This is a genomic window from Gilliamella sp. W8123, assembly GCF_016101085.1.
GTDB classification, from domain to species: Bacteria; Pseudomonadota; Gammaproteobacteria; order Enterobacterales; family Orbaceae; genus Gilliamella; species Gilliamella apis.
This window is the reverse complement of sequence record NZ_JACFRE010000003.1, coordinates 1-25,741: the sequence shown is the minus strand read 5'-3', so window position 1 is coordinate 25,741 and position 25,741 is coordinate 1. Positions and strand designations below refer to the sequence as shown.

At 33.4% G+C, this 25,741-nt stretch carries 26 protein-coding genes and 1 pseudogene; 14 read left to right on the top strand and 13 right to left on the bottom strand.

Annotated features, from left to right (window positions below; all coding sequences use genetic code 11):
* Positions 1-43: 43 nt before the first annotated feature.
* On the top strand, positions 44-640 hold the full coding sequence (locus H3T56_RS04535) for an XTP/dITP diphosphatase (protein WP_198192130.1): 597 nt from the start codon (positions 44-46) through the stop codon (positions 638-640).
* A gap of 101 nt (positions 641-741) precedes the next feature.
* Complete coding sequence (gene rapZ / locus H3T56_RS04530; RefSeq protein WP_065652084.1) at positions 742-1,590, top strand: RNase adapter RapZ; 849 nt, start codon at positions 742-744, stop codon at positions 1,588-1,590.
* Here rapZ and H3T56_RS04525 read toward each other — a convergent pair whose 3' ends face one another.
* The gene (locus H3T56_RS04525; RefSeq protein WP_065578274.1) at positions 1,591-2,412 is read right to left on the bottom strand and encodes a divergent polysaccharide deacetylase family protein; all 822 of its coding nucleotides are present in this window, start codon (positions 2,410-2,412) and stop codon (positions 1,591-1,593) included.
* Positions 2,409-3,620, bottom strand: a complete 1,212-nt coding sequence (gene envC, locus H3T56_RS04520; RefSeq protein WP_198192129.1) for a murein hydrolase activator EnvC — start codon at positions 3,618-3,620, stop codon at positions 2,409-2,411. Before envC ends, H3T56_RS04525 begins: the two co-directional genes overlap by 4 nt.
* Before the next feature lie 202 nt (positions 3,621-3,822).
* On the opposite strand from envC, the gene glyQ reads away from it, so the two are divergent.
* From glyQ to ybaK, 4 genes are all read left to right on the top strand, one after another.
* A complete protein-coding gene (gene glyQ / locus H3T56_RS04515; RefSeq protein WP_065578272.1) occupies positions 3,823-4,755 on the top strand; it encodes a glycine--tRNA ligase subunit alpha in 933 nt (310 codons plus the stop codon).
* A 10-nt stretch (positions 4,756-4,765) separates the two neighbouring features.
* Complete coding sequence (gene glyS / locus H3T56_RS04510; protein WP_370545508.1) at positions 4,766-6,838, top strand: glycine--tRNA ligase subunit beta; 2,073 nt, start codon at positions 4,766-4,768, stop codon at positions 6,836-6,838.
* Between the two features lie 60 nt (positions 6,839-6,898).
* A complete protein-coding gene (locus tag H3T56_RS04505) occupies positions 6,899-7,711 on the top strand; it encodes a hypothetical protein (RefSeq protein WP_065578270.1) in 813 nt (270 codons plus the stop codon).
* Between the two features lie 85 nt (positions 7,712-7,796).
* Complete coding sequence (gene ybaK / locus H3T56_RS04500; protein WP_065578269.1) at positions 7,797-8,282, top strand: Cys-tRNA(Pro) deacylase; 486 nt, start codon at positions 7,797-7,799, stop codon at positions 8,280-8,282.
* 154 nt (positions 8,283-8,436) lie between these two features.
* Here the strand turns inward: ybaK and H3T56_RS04495 are convergent, their stop codons facing one another.
* The 4 genes from H3T56_RS04495 to H3T56_RS04480 form a co-directional block, all read right to left on the bottom strand.
* Complete coding sequence (locus tag H3T56_RS04495; protein WP_065578268.1) at positions 8,437-8,709, bottom strand: HU family DNA-binding protein; 273 nt, start codon at positions 8,707-8,709, stop codon at positions 8,437-8,439.
* Positions 8,710-8,887: 178 nt separating this feature from the next.
* Positions 8,888-9,481 (bottom strand): YjaG family protein, encoded by a 594-nt coding sequence (locus H3T56_RS04490; protein WP_086357141.1) that lies wholly within the window; start codon positions 9,479-9,481, stop codon positions 8,888-8,890.
* The gene (gene hemE, locus H3T56_RS04485; RefSeq protein WP_198192127.1) at positions 9,478-10,548 is read right to left on the bottom strand and encodes a uroporphyrinogen decarboxylase; all 1,071 of its coding nucleotides are present in this window, start codon (positions 10,546-10,548) and stop codon (positions 9,478-9,480) included. The genes H3T56_RS04490 and hemE overlap by 4 nt, the downstream gene beginning before the upstream one ends.
* Before the next feature lie 82 nt (positions 10,549-10,630).
* Positions 10,631-11,536: a LysR family transcriptional regulator ArgP gene (locus H3T56_RS04480; protein ID WP_065578265.1), complete on the bottom strand. Its 906-nt coding sequence runs from the start codon at positions 11,534-11,536 to the stop codon at positions 10,631-10,633.
* Between the two features lie 211 nt (positions 11,537-11,747).
* On the opposite strand from H3T56_RS04480, the gene rpiA reads away from it, so the two are divergent.
* From rpiA to mutH, 5 genes are all read left to right on the top strand, one after another.
* A complete protein-coding gene (gene rpiA / locus H3T56_RS04475) occupies positions 11,748-12,407 on the top strand; it encodes a ribose-5-phosphate isomerase RpiA (protein WP_198192126.1) in 660 nt (219 codons plus the stop codon).
* A gap of 69 nt (positions 12,408-12,476) precedes the next feature.
* On the top strand, positions 12,477-13,718 hold the full coding sequence (gene serA / locus H3T56_RS04470) for a phosphoglycerate dehydrogenase (protein ID WP_086320736.1): 1,242 nt from the start codon (positions 12,477-12,479) through the stop codon (positions 13,716-13,718).
* A gap of 568 nt (positions 13,719-14,286) precedes the next feature.
* Positions 14,287-14,823: a Dps family protein gene (locus H3T56_RS04465; RefSeq protein WP_065578262.1), complete on the top strand. Its 537-nt coding sequence runs from the start codon at positions 14,287-14,289 to the stop codon at positions 14,821-14,823.
* Between the two features lie 81 nt (positions 14,824-14,904).
* The gene (locus H3T56_RS04460; protein ID WP_065578261.1) at positions 14,905-15,453 is read left to right on the top strand and encodes an NADPH-dependent FMN reductase; all 549 of its coding nucleotides are present in this window, start codon (positions 14,905-14,907) and stop codon (positions 15,451-15,453) included.
* A gap of 74 nt (positions 15,454-15,527) precedes the next feature.
* Positions 15,528-16,202, top strand: a complete 675-nt coding sequence (gene mutH / locus H3T56_RS04455) for a DNA mismatch repair endonuclease MutH (RefSeq protein ID WP_065578260.1) — start codon at positions 15,528-15,530, stop codon at positions 16,200-16,202.
* 224 nt (positions 16,203-16,426) lie between these two features.
* Here mutH and argA read toward each other — a convergent pair whose 3' ends face one another.
* From argA to aroE, 5 genes are all read right to left on the bottom strand, one after another.
* Entirely contained in the window at positions 16,427-17,755 is a 1,329-nt protein-coding gene (gene argA / locus H3T56_RS04450) for an amino-acid N-acetyltransferase (RefSeq protein ID WP_065578259.1), read from the bottom strand.
* A 237-nt stretch (positions 17,756-17,992) separates the two neighbouring features.
* A complete protein-coding gene (locus tag H3T56_RS04445) occupies positions 17,993-19,195 on the bottom strand; it encodes an MFS transporter (RefSeq protein ID WP_198192125.1) in 1,203 nt (400 codons plus the stop codon).
* A gap of 248 nt (positions 19,196-19,443) precedes the next feature.
* A complete protein-coding gene (aroL, locus tag H3T56_RS04440; protein WP_198192124.1) occupies positions 19,444-19,959 on the bottom strand; it encodes a shikimate kinase AroL in 516 nt (171 codons plus the stop codon).
* Between the two features lie 199 nt (positions 19,960-20,158).
* Positions 20,159-20,512, bottom strand: a complete 354-nt coding sequence (locus H3T56_RS04435; RefSeq protein WP_065578256.1) for a DUF1870 family protein — start codon at positions 20,510-20,512, stop codon at positions 20,159-20,161.
* A gap of 139 nt (positions 20,513-20,651) precedes the next feature.
* Positions 20,652-21,482, bottom strand: coding sequence for a shikimate dehydrogenase (gene aroE, locus H3T56_RS04430; protein ID WP_086354172.1), 831 nt, complete (start codon positions 21,480-21,482; stop codon positions 20,652-20,654).
* A gap of 381 nt (positions 21,483-21,863) precedes the next feature.
* On the opposite strand from aroE, the gene rpmB reads away from it, so the two are divergent.
* Positions 21,864-22,100 carry a 50S ribosomal protein L28 gene (rpmB, locus tag H3T56_RS04425; protein ID WP_034884345.1) on the top strand — a complete coding sequence of 79 codons (237 nt, stop codon included), beginning with the start codon at positions 21,864-21,866 and terminating at the stop codon, positions 22,098-22,100.
* Positions 22,101-22,115: 15 nt separating this feature from the next.
* The gene (gene rpmG / locus H3T56_RS04420) at positions 22,116-22,283 is read left to right on the top strand and encodes a 50S ribosomal protein L33 (protein WP_034884348.1); all 168 of its coding nucleotides are present in this window, start codon (positions 22,116-22,118) and stop codon (positions 22,281-22,283) included.
* Positions 22,284-22,412: 129 nt separating this feature from the next.
* Here the strand turns inward: rpmG and H3T56_RS04415 are convergent.
* Positions 22,413-22,774, bottom strand: a pseudogene (locus tag H3T56_RS04415) (cation:dicarboxylate symporter family transporter); the annotation flags it as partial.
* 676 nt (positions 22,775-23,450) lie between these two features.
* Positions 23,451-25,550, bottom strand: a complete 2,100-nt coding sequence (locus tag H3T56_RS04410; RefSeq protein WP_198192123.1) for an acyltransferase family protein — start codon at positions 25,548-25,550, stop codon at positions 23,451-23,453.
* 106 nt (positions 25,551-25,656) lie between these two features.
* Between H3T56_RS04410 and H3T56_RS11605 the strand changes: the two genes are divergently transcribed.
* The coding region (locus H3T56_RS11605) for a transposase (protein WP_072075904.1) at positions 25,657-25,741 on the top strand (85 nt) is incomplete at its 3' end.

Sequence of the window (25,741 nt, the reverse complement as noted above, 5' to 3'; positions counted from 1 at the left end):
TTACTAATAGCGATATAACACAAATTAGTTATGGAGTCATAAAATGCAAAAAATTGTTTTAGCTACCAACAATCAAGGAAAAGTTAATGAATTACAACAGCTTTTGGCTAATGCTGGCTTTGATGTTGTAGCCCAAAGTGTATTCAATGTTCCTGATGCTGAAGAAACCGGTTTAACATTTATTGAAAATGCTATCTTAAAAGCTAGACATACTGCAAAATTGACAAAATTACCTGCGATTGCAGATGATTCTGGCTTAGTTGTTGATGCGCTAAATGGTCAGCCAGGAATATATTCAGCTCGTTATGCCGGAGAACATGGCAATGATAAAAGTAATAATGAGAAATTACTACTTGAATTAAAAGATGTGCCGAAAGAAAAAAGAACCGCATACTTCTACTGTGCGCTTGCTTTTATACGACATGAAAATGATCCAACCCCTATTATCTGCTTAGGAAAATGGAATGGATTAATTTTGAATGAACCGCATGGCAATGGTGGATTTGGTTATGATCCATTATTTTTTGTTCCAGAACTTAATTGTAGTGCCGCAGAGCTAACTAAAGAACATAAAAGCCAAATTTCTCATCGAGGACAAGCACTTAAACAATTAATCGCCAAAATAAAAACTGAGTATTAGCCAGATAATCTGGCTTTTCAGCTCACTACTTATTTCCAATAATTGCACATTTTGAACTAAACAGTATATACTAGAACACCAATTATTTTGGAGTTGATATTGTGATATTATTGATAGTAAGTGGCCGTTCAGGTTCAGGAAAATCAATTGCATTACGTGCACTAGAAGATATGGGATTTTATTGTGTTGATAATATTCCTATTGCGTTATTGCCCCAACTTGCTGAATCATTAAAAGATAATAATACCCCTGTTGCAGTCAGTCTAGATATTCGAAATTTGCCTGATAATTTTGATTTTAATCATGATGTCCTCCAACGCTTACCCTCTTCGGTTACACCGGAAATAATCTTTTTTGATTGTAGTCGTAATACACTAATTCGACGTTATAGCGAAACCAGACGAATACATCCCCTTACTAATCAAAAATATTCATTAGAAGAAGCCATCGATCTAGAAGAAACCTATTTAGAGCCTTTAAAATCACATGCAAGTTTGATGATAAATACCGACAACCTTTCTGTTCATGAGTTATCAACTATTCTTAGAACCAGAGTTTTAGGTAAGAAAGAACGAGAATTAACCATGATCTTTGAATCATTTGGATTTAAACATGGTTTACCCGTCGACGCTGATTTTGTGTTTGACGTTAGATTTTTACCGAATCCCCATTGGGATATCTCTTTACGACCATTAACCGGCTTAGATGAACCCGTTAAAAACTATTTATTAAAACATGATGAGGTAACGAATTTCATTTATCAAACCGCCAATTATCTACAACAATGGTTACCTATGTTAGAAAAAAATAACCGTAGCTATTTAACTATTGCCATTGGTTGTACCGGTGGACAACATCGTTCTGTTTTTATCGCTGAGCAATTAGCTGAGTTTTTTAAAGCACAAAATAAACAAGTTCAAATTCGTCATCGAACACTTGAAAAACAATAATTACTGCTGCTCAATAGGATTAACATTTGATAGATCTGTTAATCGTTTTTTATATTTTTCAAATATATCTTTAAATGTCGGTTTAAGTTTAGTTTTAGTTGGAAGTGATGTAATCAACTGACTAACTTTTACTAATTCAATATCATCAGGTAAATTAGCTAATTTTGTACGTAAGACATTCACAGTTTGTGGATGAGGGTGGCCAATAGCAATGGCATGACCATTTTTGTGGGCAATTTTTATTGCCAAATCAAACTGCTGAGCGATAGCATATTCTTTTTGCTGATCATCTAAAAATACATCGCGTCCAATAACCGCTATATTGTATTCACTTGCTGCGTTTTTTACTTGGGTCTTACCTATCGTTTTACTATCTAAAAAAAACATGGAATAGTGACTTAACGCCTTCATCACGTTATGCATACCATTTAAATTTGCAGTCATTAAACTGCCCATATGATTATTCACACCAATAGCATACGGCACACGGGAGACCGCATCATCAACGATTCTTTTTACTTCTAACTCACTCATATAGGGAAATAGAGTATCTTTCTCTAAAGGTTGTTTTCCCAAAGGGGCCATGGGTAAGTGAATAATAACATCATTACCATGTTGATGGGCAATAGTCGCAATCCGTCTAGCATTAGGCGAATGAGGTAGAACGGCAATAGTGATGTTAGGAGAAAATGAGATAATCTGTTCTTCATTGTGCTGGCGATAACCAAAATCATCTATAACTAATGCTAATTTTGCTGCTAATACACTATTAGCTTTAAATAAGAAAAGTAATACTCCTATTTTTAACAGATTTTTTATCATTTTAACCAGCCACTTGGATCTAATGCTTTACCATCTCGACGAATTTCAAAATAAAGACCAGCGGTATTTTGACCGCCACTAGAGCCAACAATAGCAACTGGCTGTTGAGCTCGAACTTTTTCGCCTACTTCAACTAAAACGCGCTGATTATAACCATATAAACTCATATCGCCTTTACCATGTTCAAGTGCAACAACAAATCCATAACCTTGTAACCAGCTGGCTAAAATAACTCGTCCATCAGCAATAGCTTTAACTTGAGTGCCATCTCTGGCATCGATAACCATACCTTTCCAACGTAGTTCACCTTGTAATGTTTCACCAAATCGATGAATAGTATTACCATTTACTGGCCAATTAAATTGGTGTTGCGGTTTACCAATACCACTGACTCGAGCCATTAATGCCCGTTCGTTAGCATTAAGTGTGTAATTAGTATTCTTTTGTTGTTTTTCTTCTATATTTTTTGCTTGCCTTGCCTCTTCTTCGGCTATTTTTCGACTTTCTCGTTCCGCTTGGGCAATTCTAGCCTGTAATTTTGCTTCGTTATTCTTTAACTCGTCTAATTTCTGTTGATTTTTCTGCATTGAAGACTCAAGCAAATTGATAGTTTTTTTACGATTCTGGTGATTTTTTTCTAGCGCTAACTGTTCCTGTTTCTGTTTAGTATTTAGCGTTTTTTGCGTGCTCTGTGTCTTTTTCAAAGCCGTTTTCTTTTCACTAAGTTGAACTTGTGTTTCACGAAGCATATTTATTTGCTGTTGTCTTGCTTCATTAATATAACGAAAATAGGTAATAAGACGTTCATTACGCTCACTTTGTTCGCTAGCAAAAATGAGTTTAAAGTTGGTGTTTTTTCCTAACTTGAAAGCACTTTCTAACTGTTTGGCTAACTCATTGCGTTGTTGTTGTTGTTTAATTTTTAAATCATCGATTTGTTTAATTAAAGAAATGATTTCACTGTCTAACTTTTTAAGTGTAAGACTATTTTTCTCAATTGATGTTAGTAATTTTGCTATTTCTGTCTCTTGATCTTTAAGATCATTAATTAATTGCGTTCGCTCTTTTTTTTGCTCTGCTAGACGTTTCTCTTGTTCTTCGATTGAACGACGTAACGATTGTAATTGTTGATTATCATCTGCATACACAAAGTGTGTATTTATTAATCCAATAAAAAATATAATCAACAGTTTATGATAAATAGACATGGCCTTTTTATTTTTGATTTTTTACCAAGCAATATAGATGGCTTCACTATACCGACAAATGGCTAAAGATGCAAAATGAAAACTATCATGTATAGCTTAATCAATATAAAGTAATTAGGCATTTCACAAGCTCTAATAAAAAGTATAAAATGTAGCACTATTTAATTTGTAGAAAAATTAATTCAACCATAAAGATAACATCATGCAAAAGTTTAATGTCAAAACCTTCCAAGGTTTAATACTTACGTTACAAGATTACTGGGCTAATCAAGGTTGTACAGTGATTCAGCCATTAGATATGGAAGTCGGTGCGGGTACTTCTCATCCAATGACCTGTCTACGAGCACTTGGTCCGGAACCAATTAATGCAGCTTATGTTCAACCATCTCGCCGCCCAACTGATGGTCGTTATGGTGAAAACCCAAATAGGTTACAGCATTATTATCAATTTCAAGTTATCTTAAAACCATCACCAGATAACATCCAAGAACTCTATCTAGGATCTTTAAAAGAACTTGGCCTTGATCCAACTATCAACGATATTCGTTTTGTAGAAGATAACTGGGAAAACCCAACATTAGGTGCATGGGGATTAGGTTGGGAAGTATGGCTAAATGGCATGGAAGTGACGCAATTTACCTATTTCCAACAAGTCGGTGGGCTTGAATGTAAACCAGTCACCGGTGAAATTACCTATGGATTAGAACGACTAGCAATGTATATCCAAGGTGTAGATAGTGTTTACGACTTAGTTTGGAGCGATGGAGCATTTGGTAAAACTACTTATGGAGATGTTTTTCATCAAAATGAAGTCGAACAATCAACCTATAATTTCGAATACGCTAATATTGATTTCTTATTTTATTGTTTTGAACAACATGAAAAAGAAGCAAAATTATTACTTGAATTAGAAAAACCACTACCATTACCAGCTTACGAACGTATTTTGAAAGCAGCTCACTGTTTTAATTTATTAGATGCTCGTAAAGCAATTTCGGTAACCGAACGCCAACGTTATATATTGCGAATCAGAACATTAACCAAAATGGTGGCTGAAGCATATTACGCATCTCGTGAAGCACTAGGATTTCCAATGTGCCAAAATTCAAGTTCTAAACCAAATGCAGCAAAGTAGGAGTTGATATATTATGCAAAAAACATTTTTAGTGGAAATCGGTACTGAAGAGTTACCACCAAAATCACTCCGTACTTTAGCTGAAAGCTTTGCAGCTAATTTTATTGAACAACTTGATAATGCTAATTTAGAACATGGTGAAGTACTTTGGTATGCATCACCACGCCGTTTAGCATTAAAAGTTTTGAATTTAAATGATACTCAACCAGATAGCCAAATCGTTAAAAGAGGCCCCGCAGTCAGTGCAGCATTTGATGCAAATGGTAATCCGACAAAAGCAGCAGAAGGTTGGGCTCGTGGTTGTGGGATTGATATATCACAAGCAGAACGAATTCAAACCGATAAAGGCGAATGGCTATCTTATACTCACAATCAAAAAGGTCAACCTGTTGTCAATTTACTTTGTGATATGGTTAAAAATGCCTTAAATAAATTGCCGATTCCTAAACCGATGCGCTGGGCAGCTCGTCAAGTTGAATTTATTCGACCTAGTCATACAGTCACGATGTTATATGGTGATGAGCTAGTACCAGGTATCATTTTAGATATTCAATCAAACCGAATCATTCGTGGTCACCGCTTTATGGGTGAGCAACAATTTACTATTGATAATGCGGATCAATATCCAGAAATTCTTGAGCAACGTGGTAAAGTCGTCGCTGACTATAACAAGCGAAAATCAATCATTAAACAGCAAGCTGAAGAAGCAGCAGCTAAACTTAATGGTAAAGCAGACTTAACCGAAAGCTTACTTGAAGAAGTTTCATCATTAGTTGAATGGCCAGTGGTATTGACTGCTAAATTTGAAGAAAGATTTTTAGAGGTTCCAGCTGAATCATTGGTATATACCATGAAAGGCGATCAAAAATATTTCCCTGTTTATGACAAACAAGGAAAATTGTTACCAAATTTCATTTTTGTTGCCAATATTGAGTCCAAAGATCCGCAAGTTGTTATTTCAGGTAATGAAAAAGTCGTACGCCCACGTTTAGCTGATGCTGAATTCTTTTATAAAACAGACTTGAAACAAAGCTTAGAAGCTCGTCTTCCTCGCCTTGAAACTGTTTTATTCCAACAACAATTAGGTACAGTTAAAGATAAAGCACTCCGCATTGAAGCTTTATCAGGTTTTATTGCTGAAAAAACAGGCGCTAATGTTGAACAAGCCAAACGAGCAGGAAAATTAACTAAATGTGATTTAGTCACCAATACTGTATTTGAATTTCCTGAAACTCAAGGCATTATGGGACGATATTTAGCGATTAAAGATGGTGAAAGTATCGAAGTTGCCACGGCTATTGAAGAACAATACAAACCACGTTTTTCTGGTGATGAGTTACCAAGTACAGCGGTTGCTAGTGCGGTCTCAATTGCAGAGAAAATGGATACATTAGCGGGTATTTTTGGTATTGGACAACATCCAAAAGGAGATAAAGATCCTTTTGCGCTTCGTCGAGCAGCTATTGGCGTATTACGCATTATTGTTGAAAAAGATTTACCTATTGATTTAGTTGAATTAGCTAATTTTGCCACATCATTATATGGTGATAAATTAACTAACCAAAATGTTGTTGAAGACATTGTCAACTTTATGCAAGGTCGATTCCGAGCTTGGTATCAAGAAAAAGGATTTGCTATCGATACGATTCAAGCTGTACTAGCTATCAATCCAACTAGACCGGCTGATTTTGATGCCCGTGTCAACGCTGTAACACATTTTAGAACGTTGCCAGAAGCTTCTTCATTAGCTGAAGCTAATAAGCGAGTATCAAATATTTTATCGAAGACCGCAGATACTATTCCTGAAAATATTAACGCTTCATTGCTCGAAGCTGGTGCTGAAGGCGAATTAGCGATGCAAATAGCGGTATTAACAGATAAGTTAGCGCCTTATTTTGCTAAGGGACAATATCAAGAGGCTTTAGTTGAATTAGCATCACTTAAAGCACCTATAGATACCTTTTTTGAGAAAGTTATGGTAATGGTTGATGATGAAAAAATTAAATTAAATCGCTTGGCTCTTTTAAAGAAACTACAAAATTTATTTTTGAAAGTTGCCGATATTTCATTATTACAATCATAATTATTAAATTGAATTTATACACCGTGGTAATACTTGTATTACCACATATAAGGAAACATGATGGATTCACAAAAAAACCTTTCATTTACAGCTATTTTTCAACAAACGATTAACTTTATCCGTAATCGATTTTCCCTAATAGCAATATCAAGTATTGTACTTGGTTTAATTAATACTTTAGTTATATATTCTGTAATTAATCCTAACCAACTAATGGTAGAATTAGAGTATTTTAATCAATTCGGTATGATTCCCGATTATTTTATGAAAACCGTCATAATTCTATATTTAGTGAATATAGTTTTGGTTTCAATAATATTAAGCATTATCTGTAATTTATCAATGAGTAACAAACTTAATCCAAGTTTAATATTGTCACGAATACTACCAATATGCCTGAATATACTTGGTTTTTCTGTTTTATATATGTTAATTTGTATTCCTATCGCTATTTTATTCTTACTGGTCTTCAGCATAATAGGATTGCTTGTACCCAAAATGGTATCATTGCTATTAATATTGGTGATAGGTTGTACGGCTTTAGTAATTTATAAGTCGATTTTTAATTATTTTCTCGTTTCAGCAGCACAACCTAACTCGACGCCTTTTTTTCAAAGATTTAACGCCTGCCACATGTTTTTCTTCCAAAATTGGAAAGCGCCTGTTTTAATGATTTTAATCAGCGTTATTTTTACTGGAATACTGAATGGTATAAGTTCTTTAGGAAAAAATATTGTTTTTGATGTTATATCTACCTCACTAGGTGTGTTTGCTGATTTCTTTATATTTAGCTTCTTTTATCGTTTATACAGCATAAATAATAATATTGAATCGACAAAATCAGACGATAATAACAAACTAATAATTTCTTAATTATCATTAATCCCTATTAATAAAATTTAATAGGGATTATTAATTTCTAATTCTCACCAAAAATCTTTATGTTACGGTTATTATTATGACGCCAGCCATTAGATTACTAAAAAATCAGAAAATAAAATTTAATATTCATCAATATCAGCACGATGCCGATCAGACTCATTATGGTCAAGAAGCCGCAAATAAGCTTGGATTAGAACTTAATATTGCTACTAGTCAAATATTTAAAACTTTAATAGTGAGTATCAATGGTGATAATAAGACATTGGCTGTTTGTGTTATACCAGTTAATTGTTCTTTAGATCTAAAACAAGTTGCTAAAATACTAGATTGTAAAAAAATTGAGTTGGCAGATCCACATTTAGCACAAAAAACGACTGGCTATATAGTGGGTGGAATCAGCCCATTGGGTCAAAAAAAATTATTACCGACACTGATTGATATTAGTGCTAAACAGTACCAAACTATGTTGGTTTCTGGTGGCAAAAGAGGATTAGAAATTGAAATATCTCCAGCTGATTTAGCCAATCTATTGAATGCTAAATTTAGCAAATTGTCTAATTAACTATATTGATAAAAATTGATAATAATTAAGAAAAACAAACAGATTCTAAAAAGAAAAAAGAAGAGAATTTGAGATTAACAACAAGGCCATAACTTATCCATGTATGGCCTTAGATGCTACCCTATCAATAATGATAGGAAAAAAAGCAGTAATATTATTTGATTGCTTCTTTTAAGCTTTTACCCGAAACAAATGCAGGCACTTTGCTTGCTGCAATTTTGATTTCTTTACCAGTTTTTGGATTACGGCCAATACGAGCTTTACGAGCATTAACTTTAAATGTACCAAAACCAACTAGTTGAACCGGCTCACCAGCTTTTAGTGATTCAGTGATAGCAGCAAGAGTTGCTTCTAACGCTGTTTTAGCGGCAACTTTAGTAATATCAGCTTTACTAGCGATAGCATCTACAAGTTCTGTTTTATTCATGGAGATATCCTTACATATTTATTTTATTGTTAAAGTTAACATTTTTTTAGCAAAGTTAATCACTTAATTTTGCTTCTGTAAACATTATTCAGATTACATTGTTGTTAAATGTAGTCTATATTTGTGTAATGTTAAAGAAAAATTTAATAAAAATTAAAAAAATCACTCCGTAAGCGACTTAATTGCTCAAAAAAACACCAATATTGCTCGTTTTAGTCAATCTTATATCTTCCTTTAGGCCTTTAATTAGATCAACCATTTCATTGTTTTCATTACTTAATAATCGAAAAATATCCCATTGTAAGTCAAATTCTTCAACAACACTAGGTAATTGCGATTGTTCTTGCTCCGAAAGTTCAATATTATCCCTAGTCATTTCAAATTCAGCCACGGTTGTAGCCGAGATACTACTTACTTTAGCCGAATGTTCGACTATTTCACCACTAATATAAGAATGTAAAATCTCACTCAGTGCCTGACAAGCATCAATAGCAGGATAAACCATATACGGACTATCCTCGTTGAGGATTGGAATTATCAATTCCAGTTTTTCAAGTTGTAAATCAAAATTGATTTTAACATTTTCTACTAATAATGACTCCCAGATTAAATCAAGAATTTTTTTATAGCCAACAGCTGATTGTTCATCTTGTTGTAAACGGCAATAATAAACATAGTTTGGATACATTCGTTCACATAAACAAATCATAAATAAACGCTGTTGCCACACAGCTAGCTTTGCTATTCTCAATTGAACTGGATTTTTAATCATAAATGGAACCTTTTGGACTGTTGATGTACTGCATTAACTAAATATTGTACATGCTCAATTGGGGTATCTTGATGAATACCATGCCCTAAATTAAAAATATGACCATTATAGTGACCAAAATCAGTCAGAACAGATTCAACTTGAGACTCTATGGTTTCTTTGTTAGCGTACAATATTGAAGGATCTAAATTACCTTGTATAGCTATATTACCCTTTTGAGCAATTAGATTCAAATCCACTGTCCAATCAACGCCTATTGCATCACTTCCTGATTGACAAATTGTATCCAACCATAAACCGCCCCCTTTAGTAAATAGCGTAACAGGGACATAAGAAGTAATATTGTCACATTTCTTACCACGCTTTAATTGCGAAAGAATTAATTGCATATAATGCAAAGAAAATTCACGATAACTTTGATGGCTAAGTACCCCACCCCAAGTATCAAATATCATAATCGCTTGCGCACCGGCATCAATTTGTGCATTTAGATACAGTGCCACACTATTAGCCAATTTTTCCAATAATAGATGTAACGCTTTTGGTTCACAATAAAGCATTTTCTTTATTTTTGTAAAAGCTTTACTACTACCACCTTCAATCATATAAGTGGCTAATGTCCATGGACTACCAGAAAAGCCAATTAAGGGGACTTTACCGGCTAACTCTTGCTTAGTTAAACGAATAGCATCCATCACATATTTAAGTGATAGTTCTGGATCGGGTATTGGCAATTGTTCTATATCTACCAAACTAGAAATTGTTTTTTCAAATTTTGGACCTTCACCAGCTTCAAAATATAATCCAAGTCCCATAGCATCAGGAATGGTTAAGATGTCAGAAAAGATAATTGCGGCATCAAGTTCAAAGCGTCGCAACGGTTGTAAAGTCACTTCACATGCGAGTTCTGGCGTTTGACACATTGTCATAAAATCACCTGCTTTTGCTCTAAGCTGTCGATATTCAGGCAAATAGCGACCAGCTTGACGCATCATCCAAACTGGCGTGTAATCTACCGGCAAACACTGTAATGCGCGTAAGTAACGATCGTTTTTCAATTGGCTCATCTTTTAGTTCTATAAATTTGCTAGTTGCTAATAAAATAGTTAAAGCAACAAGTTAGTTAGCTATAAATAGTTTATGCGGCAGTTATTTTCGTTCCGCTGGCTGAGATAATATTCGCTGCGCATAACGAATTAATGTTTCGGAGATATTTTGCATTACACTACTTTCAGGAGCAAAGCGATGCCAATACAGCATTCGCCTTTGGAATAAACCTTCAGTTAAATTAACTAATTCGCCTGTTTTTAACTCTTGCTCAACTTGTAACATAGGAATCATACAACATGCAGAGCCTTGTTTAGCTAACTGAACAAAAGCTTCTGACGAACTAGTGATATGGCAAATTACACTGCCTGGTGTCAAATTAAAATTTTCCTGTAAAAAGGCTTGATGCATATCATCTAAGTGATCAAAAGCAACCGCTGGTGCTTTTAAAAGCGATGAACGGGTTACTCCATTCGGAAAATATTTTTTTGCAAATTCGGGCGAAGCAACAAAGATATAATCTAATGCGCCTAATAAATCTGATAAGCATCCTGGTAAAGGATTTGGTTGAATACTAATTGCAGCTACAACAGTACCTAAGCGTAAAAGCTCTAAGGTATGCTCTTCATCTTTAACTTGAATATCAAAACGTAAAATATTTTTATCGAGAACGGGTTTTAATGCAGGTAAAAACCATGTTGCTAAAGAATCGGCATTAATAGCAATTGATAATGACAATGGTGTGGTATTTTGTTCATTATCACCTAACCATTGCTGCTCTAATAATTCAACTTGATGCAATAATCCGAGAAGATGTTCACCTTGCTTGGTTGCTTTTGGAGGAATAGTTCGTACTAATAGTTGCTGACCAAAAAAGCTTTCTAATTGCTTAATACGTTGCGAAACCGCTGGTTGTGTGATACACAGTTTATCGGCCGCTCGTTCAAATCCTCGTTCTTTTATCACTGCATCTAATGCTTGTAATGCTCTATAATCTGGACGCTTCATAATCTCTTTACTAATGATTTGATCTTTGCTTGGTCATTCAAGCTATTTTTATTTTGCAAAAAATTTGAAATCGATCTAAAACTTTATAGATTTTCTTAAAATACTAATGATTTTTGCTCTCCAATTGGTTACTATGCCATATATTGAACAATTTTGCTTTTAAAATTTTAAATTTTTTTTGATCAAAATCATATTTACATACGGTGATATCATGACACAAGATGAACTAAAAAAGGCTGTAGGCTGGTCAGCACTAAAATATGTTAAGCCTGATTCATTAGTTGGCGTAGGAACTGGGTCTACTGCGGCGCATTTTATTGATGCACTTGCGACAATAAAAGATCAGATAAAAGGAACTGTCTCTAGTTCAGAAGCATCAACTGAAAGATTAAAAAGCTATGGAATCCCCGTATTAGACTGCAATGAAGTTGATAGTTTAGATATATATGTCGATGGTGCCGATGAAATTAATCATCATATGCAAATGATTAAAGGAGGTGGAGCAGCGTTAACTCGTGAAAAAATTGTATCAGCTTTAGCTAAACAATTTGTTTGTATCGTTGATGAATCTAAAGTTGTCGATGTCCTTGGCAAATTTCCTCTTCCCGTAGAAGTGATTCCTATGGCTCGTTCTTATGTTGCTAGAGAATTGTTCAAACTTGGTGGCAAACCAATTTATCGCCAAGGTGTTATTACCGATAATGGTAATGTTATTTTAGACGTTCATGACCTTGTTATTGCCAAACCAATGGAATTGGAAAATCGTATTAACAGCATTGCTGGGGTAGTTACTGTTGGATTATTTGCCAATAAAGGGGCTGATATCGCTTTAGTCGGTACTCGTTCTGGTGTAAAAGAATTAATAAAATAAAAATTTACATTTTTGATGGATAATTTTGTATTTGCAATCAATTAAAATATTAAGCATAGAGAGGAATAAATGGTTGTTCAGGCATTAACGAAAGATGAAAATAAGTTTCTATTACTTGAAGGTATCCACCCTAGTGCAGTTGAAACACTTAAATCAGCGGGCTTTAACAACATTGAGTATCATAAAGGCGCATTATCGAAATCTGAGCTGGAAACAGCTTTAAAAGATGCCAGATTTATTGGTATTCGTTCCAGAACCCATTTAACTAAGGACATCATCGATGCCGCACCAAAATTAGCCGGTATTGGTTGCTTTTGTATTGGCACTAATCAAGTTGAACTTGACGCAGCGACGGTTAAAGGAATTCCAGTTTTTAATGCGCCATTTTCAAATACTCGCTCTGTGGCAGAACTAGTATTAGCTGAAGCAATATTATTACTTCGCCGAGTACCTGAAGCTAATGCTAAAGCTCATCAGGGTAAATGGAATAAACTTGCCACAGGTTCGCACGAAGCCCGAGGAAAAAATTTAGGTATCATTGGTTATGGTCATATAGGTAGCCAGTTGAGTGTATTAGCTGAATCATTAGGAATGAATGTCTATTTTTATGATATTGAAACTAAATTGCCATTAGGAAATGCTAAACAAATTCCAACAATGCGGGAATTACTTGCTATGAGTGATATTGTCAGTATGCATGTTCCAGAAAATCCAACCACAATTAAAATGATTAGCCAACCTGAAATCGATATGATGAAAACAGGTGCAATATTGCTCAACGCATCACGTGGTACCGTGATTGATATCAAGGCGCTAACACAAGCATTAGAAACCAATAAACTAAATGGTGCAGCAATTGATGTTTTCCCAACAGAACCAGCGACCAATAATGATCCTTTTGAATCACCTTTATGTAAATTTGATAATGTTATTATTACCCCTCATATTGGCGGTTCAACCAGTGAAGCTCAAGAAAATATTGGTATTGAGGTTGCAACCAAATTAGCGAAATATTCTGATACTGGTGCAACCCTTTCAGCGGTTAACTTCCCTGAAGCTTCATTACCGATTCCAGCAAAAGGTTCAAGCCGTTTTATCAATATTCACCATAATCAACCAGGGGTATTAACGGCTATCAATACATTATTTGCTGAACAAGGTCTAAATATTTCTGCCCAATATCTACAAACTGATGCTAAAATAGGTTATGTTGTTATTGATATTGATAGAGTTGAACAAAATAAAGCCGAAGAATTATTAATTAAGCTGAAAAGTGTAACAGGTACTATTCGAGCAAGATTATTATTTTAATTTTTATCGTTAAAAATGATTTTGGTCGTTATTATTTAAGAGATTACATAACACTAATAACGACCATCCAAATAATCATATACTCGAAAATTCCGTAGTGCTATTCAGTAAAAAGACTGGTAACGATTAGAGCAATTTTAATATAATAATAAAGTTATAGGTTGCGTTACCAAATTTAACCAATAATTTCAGGCTAAAAAACCCCTTTCCTCAAATTTTTTGATTTATATTTTATAAATATTTAACTTATCTCGTGGTTTTAGATTTTTAAAAATAGTAGATAGAGCATCAGTCAAGATTGTCATTCAGAGTTAAAGTAAGTCATCTAATTGATAAAAACATTGATGCTATAAATGATTTAAAATGACTTTAATTTGATCATAGTTTGAAAAGTTAATCATTATTTTGAAATTTCTTTTTAAATATTTGGTAAATATTTTTTTAGCTAATTTATTCATAGATTATTGATATAACAGCAATAGTTAACAATGACTGTTTTTTACTGATAAGTTGGCGTAATTTGGTATTACAAAGTTATTTTACTTTTCAATTAATAGGAGAATCTAATATGGCTAAAAGTACGACTTCGGCAAAAAAGCTACAACAAGCAGCTATTTTGTTTCCAACTGATTTAGGTCAAAAGGCATCAAAAGATATTTCCGGTGCCATGAACTCTGTATTAGCAGATGTATTTGCGTTATATTTAAAAACCAAAAACTTTCATTGGCATGTAAGTGGTCCTCATTTTCGTGATTATCATTTAATGTTAGATGATCATGGAGAAGAGTTATTTGCAATGACAGATCCAATTGCTGAACGTGTCCGAAAATTAGGCGGTACAACTCTACGTTCAATTGGTCATATTTCAAAATTACAGAGTATCTCTGATAACGATGCTGATTTTGTTGAACCATCAGATATGATAGCTGAACTCTGCCAAGATAATATTAAACTTACTACTCGTATGCGTGTAGCCCATGATATTTGTGATAAATATAATGACTCGGCAACAGCAAGTTTAATTGAAGAATGGATAGATCAAACTGAAAAACGCGCATGGTTCTTATTTGAAACAGGCCGTAAATTGGACTCTTCTGGTCACTAAAATCTAGTGGCTATGAGTGATCATCCCGAATAAGAGACACATATTGTGTCTCTTTATCGTTTGAGTAAGGGAGAATTAAAGATGAGTAAAAAAATTGCTGTACTTGTGGGTAGCTTACGTAAAGATTCCTACAATTTAAAAGTCGCAAAAGTATTACAACAGATCGCTCCACAATCACTTTCTTTAAATATTATTGAAATTGGCGATTTACCGTTTTATAACGAAGATATTGATGTAGATACGCCACCAAAATCTTATGAACGTTTTCGTCAACAAATTGCCAATTGTGATGGTGTTATATTTGTGACACCAGAGTATAATCGAGGCTTGCCGGCAGTGATTAAAAATGCTTTAGATGTGGGTTCTCGCCCTTATGGTAAAAGTGTTTGGTCACAAAAACCAGCTGCGGTAGTTTCGGTATCACAAGGTGCTATTGGTGGTTTCGGTGCCAATCACCAGTTGCGACAATCACTGGTCTTTCTTGATATGCCAACTTTACAACAACCAGAAGCTTATATTGGTAATATTAACAGTGCTTTTGATGAAAATGGTAATATTAGTGAAAAAACTAAAGCATTTCTTTCATTGATCATTAATAGTTATGCTAATTGGGTTGAAAAACTAAGTTAATAATGATTTATTTTAATATCCACAGCCAATATAATGAGTTGTGGATATGATTAAAGTTATTTAAAACAGATTAAATGAAAAATTTCCAACCTTGCAATGAACAAGAATTATTAAACCGAGCCAGACTCGCTGCAGGTTATAGTTTCGGTGAGATAGCTAACTATTTAAATATTGCTATTCCAGCTAATCTTAATAAGCAAAAAGGGTGGGTAGGTAATTTAATTGAAACTTTTTTAGGCGCTAATGCGGGTAGTAAAGCCGAACGTGATTTTGCTAATTTAGGTATCGAATTAAAAACCATTCCAGTTAATAAACAAGGTAAACCACTTGAAACCACTTTTGTCAGTGTCCTCCCTTTAATGGCTAATCATGGTGTAATTTGGGAAACAAGCCATGTGAAATATAAACTAAGTAAAGTTCTGTGGATCCCTATTGAAGGAGAACGAAGTATACCCCTAGCCCAGAGAAAAGTTGGCCACCCCATATTATGGACACCAACTGAACAACAAGAGCAACAACTTAAACAAGATTGGCAAGAGTTGATGGATATGATTGTACTTGGTCAGGTTGAAAAGATTACTGCCCGTTATGGTACTTATTTACAGATCCGTCCTAAAGCTGCTAATGGAAAAGCTTTAACTGAAGCTATTGGTGAAAATGGCCAAATTATATTAACACGTCCACGAGGGTTTTATTTAAAAAAATCATTTACATTACAAATTCTGCAAAATGCTAATTGTTATATTTAAAGTGAGCCAACAATAGTATTCATCCCCCTTTAATCTTGCTTATCTTTTCTATTTTCAAAATACTATTTCTTCCATAAACAATTTTTCATCTTCTGCATATAAACATATTGATAGCTTATTGATATAGCGATCGTTTACCTCAAATTAATAATTAGGCCATCTTATATTTAGTTAAAATAAAAAAGTCCAACTTGAATAAATTGGACTTTTTAAACTCGATATAGTTAAACTAAATCAAACATTAAAATTTTCGAATTTCTTTGATAATTATAAAGTTGTTTCTTTTTAATAGGCAGGTCATCGACTTCAGCTGGATTAAAGCCTTTTTCACGAAACCAGTGAATACTACGAGTAGTCAGCACAAAGATCTTTTCTAACCCCAAATTGTGAGCCGTTTCTGCAATTTTTTCTAATAATAGATCACCGCGTGATGAGTTTCGATATTGAGGATGAATCGCTACACAAGCCATTTCGCCCATTTTTTCTTCTGGATATGGATAAAGAGCTGCACAGCCAATCGTCATATTATCACGCTCAATAATGGTAAATTTGTCAATTTCAATTTCTAACTGTTCTCTTGAGCGTTTAACCAAAATACCTTGTTCTTCAAGTGGACGGATCAATTCTAAAATACCACCGATATCATTTATCGTTGCGGTACGGACTTGTTCTGAATGTTCCATTGACACTTGAGTTCCAATACCATCACGAGAAAATAGTTCCTGCAGAATAGAACCATCCACTAGATAACTGACTAAATGGCTACGACGCACACCATTGCGACATGCTTTTGATGCAGCACGTAAAAAACGCGCTTCACTAGATAAATGCTTACCACTTTGCTCTTTGTTGTTAACGTAATTATCAGCATCAATCGGAAACAGATCGGTAATAACATGATTGTTTTCATCAAGCACGCCTTGCTCAGCACAAAAACTTATTAATTTATCAGCTTTAAGGCGAATAGCAACTTCAGCGGCAACATCTTCAGACGATAAGTTAAAACTTTCACCAGTAACTGATACCCCTACAGGCCCTAATAATACAATTGATCCTCGGTTCAATTGTTCATCAATTGCCTCATTATTAATTCGCCGAATTTTCCCGGTGTGACAATAATCCACTCCGTCATCAACACCTAATGGCTGTGCAATAACAAAATTACCGCTAACAACATTGATATGTGCACCTTGTAAAGGCGTATTATTTAAGCTCATTGATAAACTTGCTGTTATATTGAGCTGTAATAATCCGGTTACCTGTTTAACAATGTCTAAAGTTGCTGCGTCAGTAATTCGAGTATTTTTATGATATCTAGGTTGGATATTATGACTTTTGAGTGATTCATCTATTTGGTTACGAGCACCATTCACAATAACCAATTTAATGCCTAAACTATGCAATAAACCAATGTCACTAATAATACTTGCATAATTATGACTCTTTAGCACTGCACCTGTTAATAAAATAACGAAAGTTTTTCCTTGATGAGCATTAATATAAGGTACCGAATGCCTTAAACCATCAACCAATTCAGTTGTTCTTTCTTTCATCTTATCACCACCAAAATGAATATTTATTCATATTTTTTGTATTTTTATTTATTTTTTAGTTAATAGCAAGTGTTTTTTGATAAGTTCAACAAGCTAAAGTTCAATATTGATGTAGGAAAAAACTTTTATTAAATTCGCTAGGAAATGACAAAACATTAATTTATTAACGATGCTTATAGACAAGAGCCGTCATTAAGACGGCTCAGTAATCATTTTAGTTATTCGAGTGATTCACATTTAAATCTTCTTCATATCAATAACTTTAACAAATCTGCAGTAAACAATCAGTCCTAGTAGGGTACTCATTACGGCCATTATCAAATCAGCTAAGATAGCATAACTAACATTAATTTTGGCCAATTCAGGGATAACTCTCGGGATAATAAAGAAAGACAGGCCACTTAAAGTATACATACAACCCACAGCAAGTCCTTTACGTGTTGGAAACATTTGTTGCATCACAACTAAGGTTAATTGTAGAACACCCCCGGCTGCAAAAAATCCCATCCCGATTGCGGTGACCAAACACATTAATGGCGATAGGTCAAAGTAAAATAATAATAAAACCAATGATGACATTGCAGGTAAGATAAAAATACAATAAATTGGTTTCAAGAATTTTTTCACTATAAAAGCAGTGATAAAGACAGAAACGATTGAAGCAAAACTATAAAAGCTAATAAGCTGTTTAGCTTCAATTAATGGCATATTAACCGCTTTAATTGCAATCGCAGGTAGCCATTGCCAAATAATCACAAAGGTTGCGGTGGTTGTGAATCCCATAATTATCAATAAAACGCCTTCAAAAGCAAAATTTGGTTTATGAATAAAGTAATCATCAGAACCTTGATTACCTTTAATTCTGGTATCTTTAGGTGGAAATTTTTTTGGTAGCAAATTGATTGCATTAATAATTAGATAGGCAGTAAAACCAAAAAATGCCCATCCATACCAGATATCATATTTATAAAATAATCCAACAATTAGTGGCAGAATAAAACTTCCCATTGAGATAAAAGCTTTAATCAAAACACTAGCCGAACCAGATGAGCGAGGAAAACATTCAGTTAATGCAGGCATAGACCCTGTATCTAAGAAAGAGTTACCTATACCGATGGCAATAGCTAAACAAAACGCAATATCTATATTATGACAAAATGGCATACTGACGAAAAAGACAATATAACAAGCCATACCTAAATAGATAAATAATTTTCGTCCAAATTTATCAGATAGCATTCCGCCGACAAACATTAATAAAATTTTTCCAATACCGATTCCTGATGCAACATAACCAAGACCGACATTTACATCGGTATTAAGCTGTTTTGAAATGCCTTCTGCGAACTGCATAATAACAATTAAAGCAATACTTTGTATTATGTAATTAGCATATATAGAGCCAGCAATCCCATAAGAATTGACTCTTTGATTATCCATGTGTAAAACTCCAATATTAACTTAACTAGTTTAAGCGACTAAAAAAACGCAATCGCAATTAATATACAAGTGTTGACTACTATCTGAAAGGAATATGTATCAATTATTTACTGTTAATAGACTATTTATTTACTGTAATTCAAGAATATTCACAATTAATAAATTTATGATGTATAGATTGTTTAAATTACAAATTGATGTACTAACATTATCCCGAAACAAATAATTTTTATTTAAAAAATGGTAATTTAATTAGTTTGCAGTTTTTCCAATATTTCAGTAAGAATTAAATTCTCATCTTGGTCAACATTAACAACATGATGAGCGGCATCATGGTATAAAGGTAAACGTTCAGCAAGCACTTTTTCCATCTCATCGGATATCGACATACCCGTTAATGATGGTCGCTGGGCAACATTTGGATCTTTCATCAAACGTGCCGCTAATGTCGCTGCAGGAGCTGAGAGAAAAATAACTGTGCCATGCTGTTTCATAAACTGACGATTTTGCTCAGCTAGTACCATACCGCCACCAGTTGCAATAACTCTATTGGGTTTAGCTGTCTCAATAAGCACTTGGCTTTCTCTAGCTCGAAATCCTTCCCATCCTTCTTTTTCGACAATTTCTGCTACAGTTTTTTGCGTTGTTTCGAGTAGATGACAATCTGTATCAATAAAAGAAAAGGATAACTTATTGGCTAATATTTTACCCATTGTTGTTTTGCCAGCGGCTCTTGCGCCAACTAAAAAAATTGTTTTCTTCATTGTGGGTCCTTTTAAATATACAGATCTGGAAATAAGTTATCTATGCTAGAGATTCATTTAACTTTTTGCAATATTTTTTTACAGTCTAATTCAACATCAACATAACAATATGATTTAAATAAATATAAATAAAAAATAACTGTAAATAATTTATTACACATTCGATTTTAATCATAGACTATTGTGTCAAACATAGTCATTAACACAATTTTTCTAATCCTCTAAAATAAAGTTCAGTGGCAATTGATTGATGTAATCGCCATTGCAGCACATCTAAGTCTGGGTTAACTTTTTTGAATTCTGGATAAGTCATAAAATAACGAATGGTATTACTACCTACACGGTCATTAATGCTATTTATAATCAATTTTATTTTCTCGTTGCGAAAAGCTTTTAATTCTTTCATAGCTATTGCCACATTTTCAGGAATAGGTAATGAACCGTTTTCCCACTTACGCCATGTTTCGACATCAGTTTTACCGATATATTCACTTGCTTCTGACACTTTTAACATTAAAAAACGGCGATACGCTTGTAATTCTAAATTAGTCATAACTACTCCTTTTTAATCAATTTTAAATTTACTAAACATAGTTACTTTATTGATTTAATAAATATTTAAAATGATGATTAAATACCTAAAACCTTAAAATATCGCTCCCATAAAAATGAGAGCGAGGCTATTTATAATTTTATTTTCCTGTTAAGGCATCAATTACAGCTTGTTTTGCTTTCTCAGAAAGATCTTTACCGGTCCAAATTTTAAATTGGGCATTTGCTTGACCAATAAACATTTCTCGACCAGAAATCGATTCCCATCCCGCTTTTTCTGCTTCTTGTCTAAATTTGGTATTGTATGGTGTATATACAATATCGTATGCAATCCCTTTACCTTTAAACCAAGCTTGTTCGTAAGGTGTCTGCTCTTCAAATTTGCCTTGCATACCTAATGGAGTAGAATTGATAATAATTTGCGCTTCTACTTTATCTCTATCTTCCCATGCAATCGTTTTAAGATTAAATTCTTTAGCTAGTGCCTCTGGAAGATCAGTAACAATATCCGTTACCGTAATGTCGTGATAACCAAGGTCTTGTAAACCAACAACCGCAGCCCTAGCCGCACCACCAGCGCCAAGTAGTAAAACCTTCTTATACTCAGCAGGTAGTTTTTTTTGTGCTAATGGTTGCATAAAACCAATAATATCAGTGTTATCACCACAAAGTTTGTCACCATCCCAATAAACTAAGTTAGCTGCTCCCGCTTTTTTGACATGTTCGGTAACTTCATCTAAATAAGGAATAATAGTTTGCTTATGTGGAATAGTGACACATAAACCACGAATATTAAGTAATCTTACTGATTTAAATAAAGTAGCAATATCTTCGGGTGGCGTAGGAAATGGCACCAATACAGCAGGAATACCATAATCTTGAAATGACGTTGTATGAATAAGTGGGCTCATACTATGCCCTAGTGGATAACCGATAATGCCATAGATACTGTATGGCGTGAACTGACTCATACTATCTCCTTGAAAGTAAGAAAATTAGGCCTAACAGATAATATCTGAATTCAATAGTATTAAAACATATCTGTTATAAAATTAAATAGTTTTATATTGAACAACACAACATGAACTACGATATAATAGTTTTGCTAAAAATAACAACTCTCGGTATATTTATTTTTTTCAATTAGAAACTTATTTTTGTGCATAAATAAGATAATGCTTGAGAATTTACCTGTAAAAGCGTATACTTCGCTACCTCATTATTATGGGTGTAGTGTGAGAGGTGAGACTGCTTCTCAAAAGAACTGCAGCGAACTAAAAGCCTGACGAGGTTAATTCCATTAACATATTACGCCCTAGGCTTAAGCATAGAAATTTTGGAGAATTATTGACATGTCACGAGTATGCCAAGTAACAGGAAAAGGTCCTTTAGTGGGAAATAATCGTTCTCATGCGATGAATGCTACTAAACGTCGTTTTCTACCAAACCTTCAAACTCACCGTTTTTGGATTGAGAGTGAAAAACGTTTTGTAAAATTGCGTGTATCAGCTAAAGGTATGCGTACTATCGATAAAAAGGGTATTGATGCAGTTTTAGCTGAACTTCGTGCCCGTGGTGAAAAGTACTAATAAGGAAACCATATCATGGCTAAAGGTGTACGTGAAAAAATTAGATTAGTTTCTTCTGCTGGTACCGGTCATTTTTATACCACTAGCAAAAACAAAAGAACCATGCCTGAAAAAATGGAGATCAAAAAATATGATCCTGTTGTTCGTCAGCATGTTGTTTACAAAGAAGCTAAAATTAAATAGTTTTATCTAGCAATAAAAAACCCAGCTTAAGCTGGGTTTTTTTATGTTTTCAATAATCACATCATAAAATTTATTAAATTAGATGCATAAAAAAAGTTTCAGTTACCTGAAGCTTTTTAGAGTAAATTTCTATTTTAAATATTCTTGCTCATAGGCTCTTGCCTTTTTATCATCAAAGACATGTTCCCAACGCGCAATAACAATTGCCGCTAATGCATTACCAACAACATTAACAACTGTTCTACCCATATCTAAAATACGTTCAACACCCATAATATAACCGATGCCTTCTAGTGGAATACCAACACTACCAAGTGTTGCTGATAATACTAAAATAGAAGCGCCTGGTACTCCATAGGCTGCCATTTTTCAATGATTTTTGGTAATGCTGTTTTTGAACTTGCTGTAGAAAAAGCAATAACTAATTCTTACTTCAATATTTTTAATAAAGTAAAGATATTGAATTTACATAGTTTACAAATCAGAGCTAATTGGTGAATATCTCATTTTTACAAATTCAGTTTAATTGGCTTAAATGTTGCACCAGAAACAGCATTATCGTAAGAACATCCTAGCGAGTAATACCAAATACATCAAAAACCATCAAATAATTGATTATCAAAATTTTTCTCAGTCTGAGTGAAATTTTCCTATTGAGGATAATAGTGGTTTAATTTGGCTTAAGGCTTTCATAACATTCTCTGCCGTTTTATATTGCCCAACACTCAGCTTGCTTTAGGATCTCGCATTTTTCCATTAATAACCGTTTATTCTCTTTGAATAGGGCTAGCAACTTATTATCTACGGTTTTGAATGAATCTATTGTGGTATTGTTATCCACCTTTCTAATGCTAATGCTGATGCTGATGACGTTAACTCATACTCTAAAACTAATTCGTTTCATGTTTAACCTTGTTGCTAAAGTATTACCATCTTTTATTTAAAATCATCAGTATAGGTTTGTCTTTCACATCATTTTTTTCGTCGTATTTTCATTTTTCAGAGTAGTTTATCTTATCTCTTAAAAAAGTTGTACGAATTAGTATAGCCTAAACAACACATTGAACTTAAAAACGAATACTAATTTTAAAAGTTAAACATAAAAAAACAGCCTTTTATTACAGCTGTTTTATAATATTTAAAATAGGTTGTAACCCTAAAAAATAATCACCGTTTTTTTAATCCTAATTTTTCCAAATCCGGAATCATTTTTTTGACGACTACATTTGATCCATTTTTATTTAAATGATTGCGATCTAGATAAAGTAATGATTCAGTTGCAACATAACATTTATCTTTATCACATAAATAATCTGATAAATTTATAGATGACGCCTTTGGATAATCTAACAACACCTTATCTATAATATTATTATAATCTGAAAGCACACTATTATTTTTATGAATGTTAGCATCAAATGAACATTCATTCTTTCCTGTTCTCATCATTTTTATAACACATTGATAAGGGTCAAAAGGTAAAGCTGGATTATCCTTAACTAATATAACTTTTTTTCCAGATTCAGTTAGCATAGATAAAGATCTTCGCATTCCATTTTCAATGGCAACATCGTGATTATTGAGATTTTTATCATTAATATCGACGACAAAATGAAATGAACAATTCGGATGGTGTGCTAAAAAAACAGTAGTTATTTTTTCATTTTTAATAACATAATCATACGCAGAATTTATTAATTCAGTGTTTCTATATCTTACTTTAAATTGAGGATCATTTTCATTTGTATCAGACATATTATAAAACGGAAGCGCACAACTTGCAGGAAACACTAACACACCATTTTCTAAATTTCTTCTTAAACCATAATAAAGATGTCCTGCATGGGAATCTCCTATAACAGCAATAGAATCTAGCTCATCATTCTCATATATATTACATTGATTATCTGTAAATTTAATCCAATTAGGAAATTGACTATTACATTTATCACTAGCTCCATCATTTAAAGCCTTAATATTTAAATCAACATAATTTTTATATTGCTCGCTACTATATCTAAAGTTTAAAAATTGCGTTTTATATTGTAAATAATACCCACCGCCAATAATTACAAAAGGAATTAAATAATAAGTAAAGAATGAGAATTTGAAACTTCTTCTGTGTTTACGACAAGGTCTTTCAACTAAATAAAAACTAAATAATGAAAGCACTATGATTAGAATAATGATCCCTAAATATTGAGTAATAGTTGTTAAGTTATCAACAAATAAATATAGTTTAGTTAGTACAATGATCGGCCAATGCCAAAGGTATAATGAGTAAGAAATAGTACCAATAAAAACAAGAGGTTTAATTGAAAGCAACTTAGCAATAACAGTTCGTTTGTCATAGCAAGAAATAACTAAAGCAGTACCAACAGTTGGAATAATGGCCCAAAAACTTGGAAATAATCGTTTTTCAGATAGGAAAATAATAGATAATACCATCATCAAAAAGCCAATGATACTTAAACAATTTTTTATAAGTAGATTTGGAGTCTGATTATTATTTGAGCTTGACTGTTGAACTGACAAAATGCCAATAATTCCACCAATTAATAATTCACCAGCACGGCCGGTCACAAGCGAATAATAGTTATATTTAGATAAAATTAGCGATTTAGGAGATAATTGAGCAAGTGCAAATGAAACTAATGCGACAACTACTAATATAAATAAAATATTATTCCGACTTAGTTGGATTAACTTTGTTTTGGTCTGATATCTAATACCTGTTAATAATAATAACACAAAAGGGAAAAAAATATAAAATTGCTCTTCAACAGCTAAACTCCAAGTGTGTAAAATAGGCATTGTCTCAGCAGACTTATCCCAATAACCACCAGTATTTTGAGCAAAAAACATATTTTCCCAAAAATAAGTTGTTGACTTTAGACTTTTCAGAAATAACATAAAATCATCTGGCAGTAACATGTACCAAGCTACAAAGGCGGTGGTGAACATTACTACAAAAAAAACAGGCAAAATTCGGTTAATTCGACGCTGATAAAATACTTTAAAGCTAAATTGATGATTGATAATATCAGTATAAATGATTTTGGTGATGAGATATCCCGATATTACGAAGAAAACATCAACACCAATAAAGCCACCATGAAGCCAATGTGAATTTAAATGAAAAACAATAACGGATAAAACAGCAATGGCTCGAAGGCCATCAATATCAGGGCGATATTTCAAAGACATAATCATAATAAATATATTAAAAGTGATGATGAAATATAGCAGAAAAGTAATATTATGCACTGATGAATCCCCTAATGATTTTTATCAAAATCATTAAGTTAAGGTAGATACACATCTTGTCATATGATCAAATGGTTTCGCCAAAAATCAATAATCAGACAACAAAATGTGCGAACTCGATATTTTACACGACTCTCTTTACCAATTCTGCCCCGAATTACACTTAAAACGACTCAACAGCTTAACGTTGG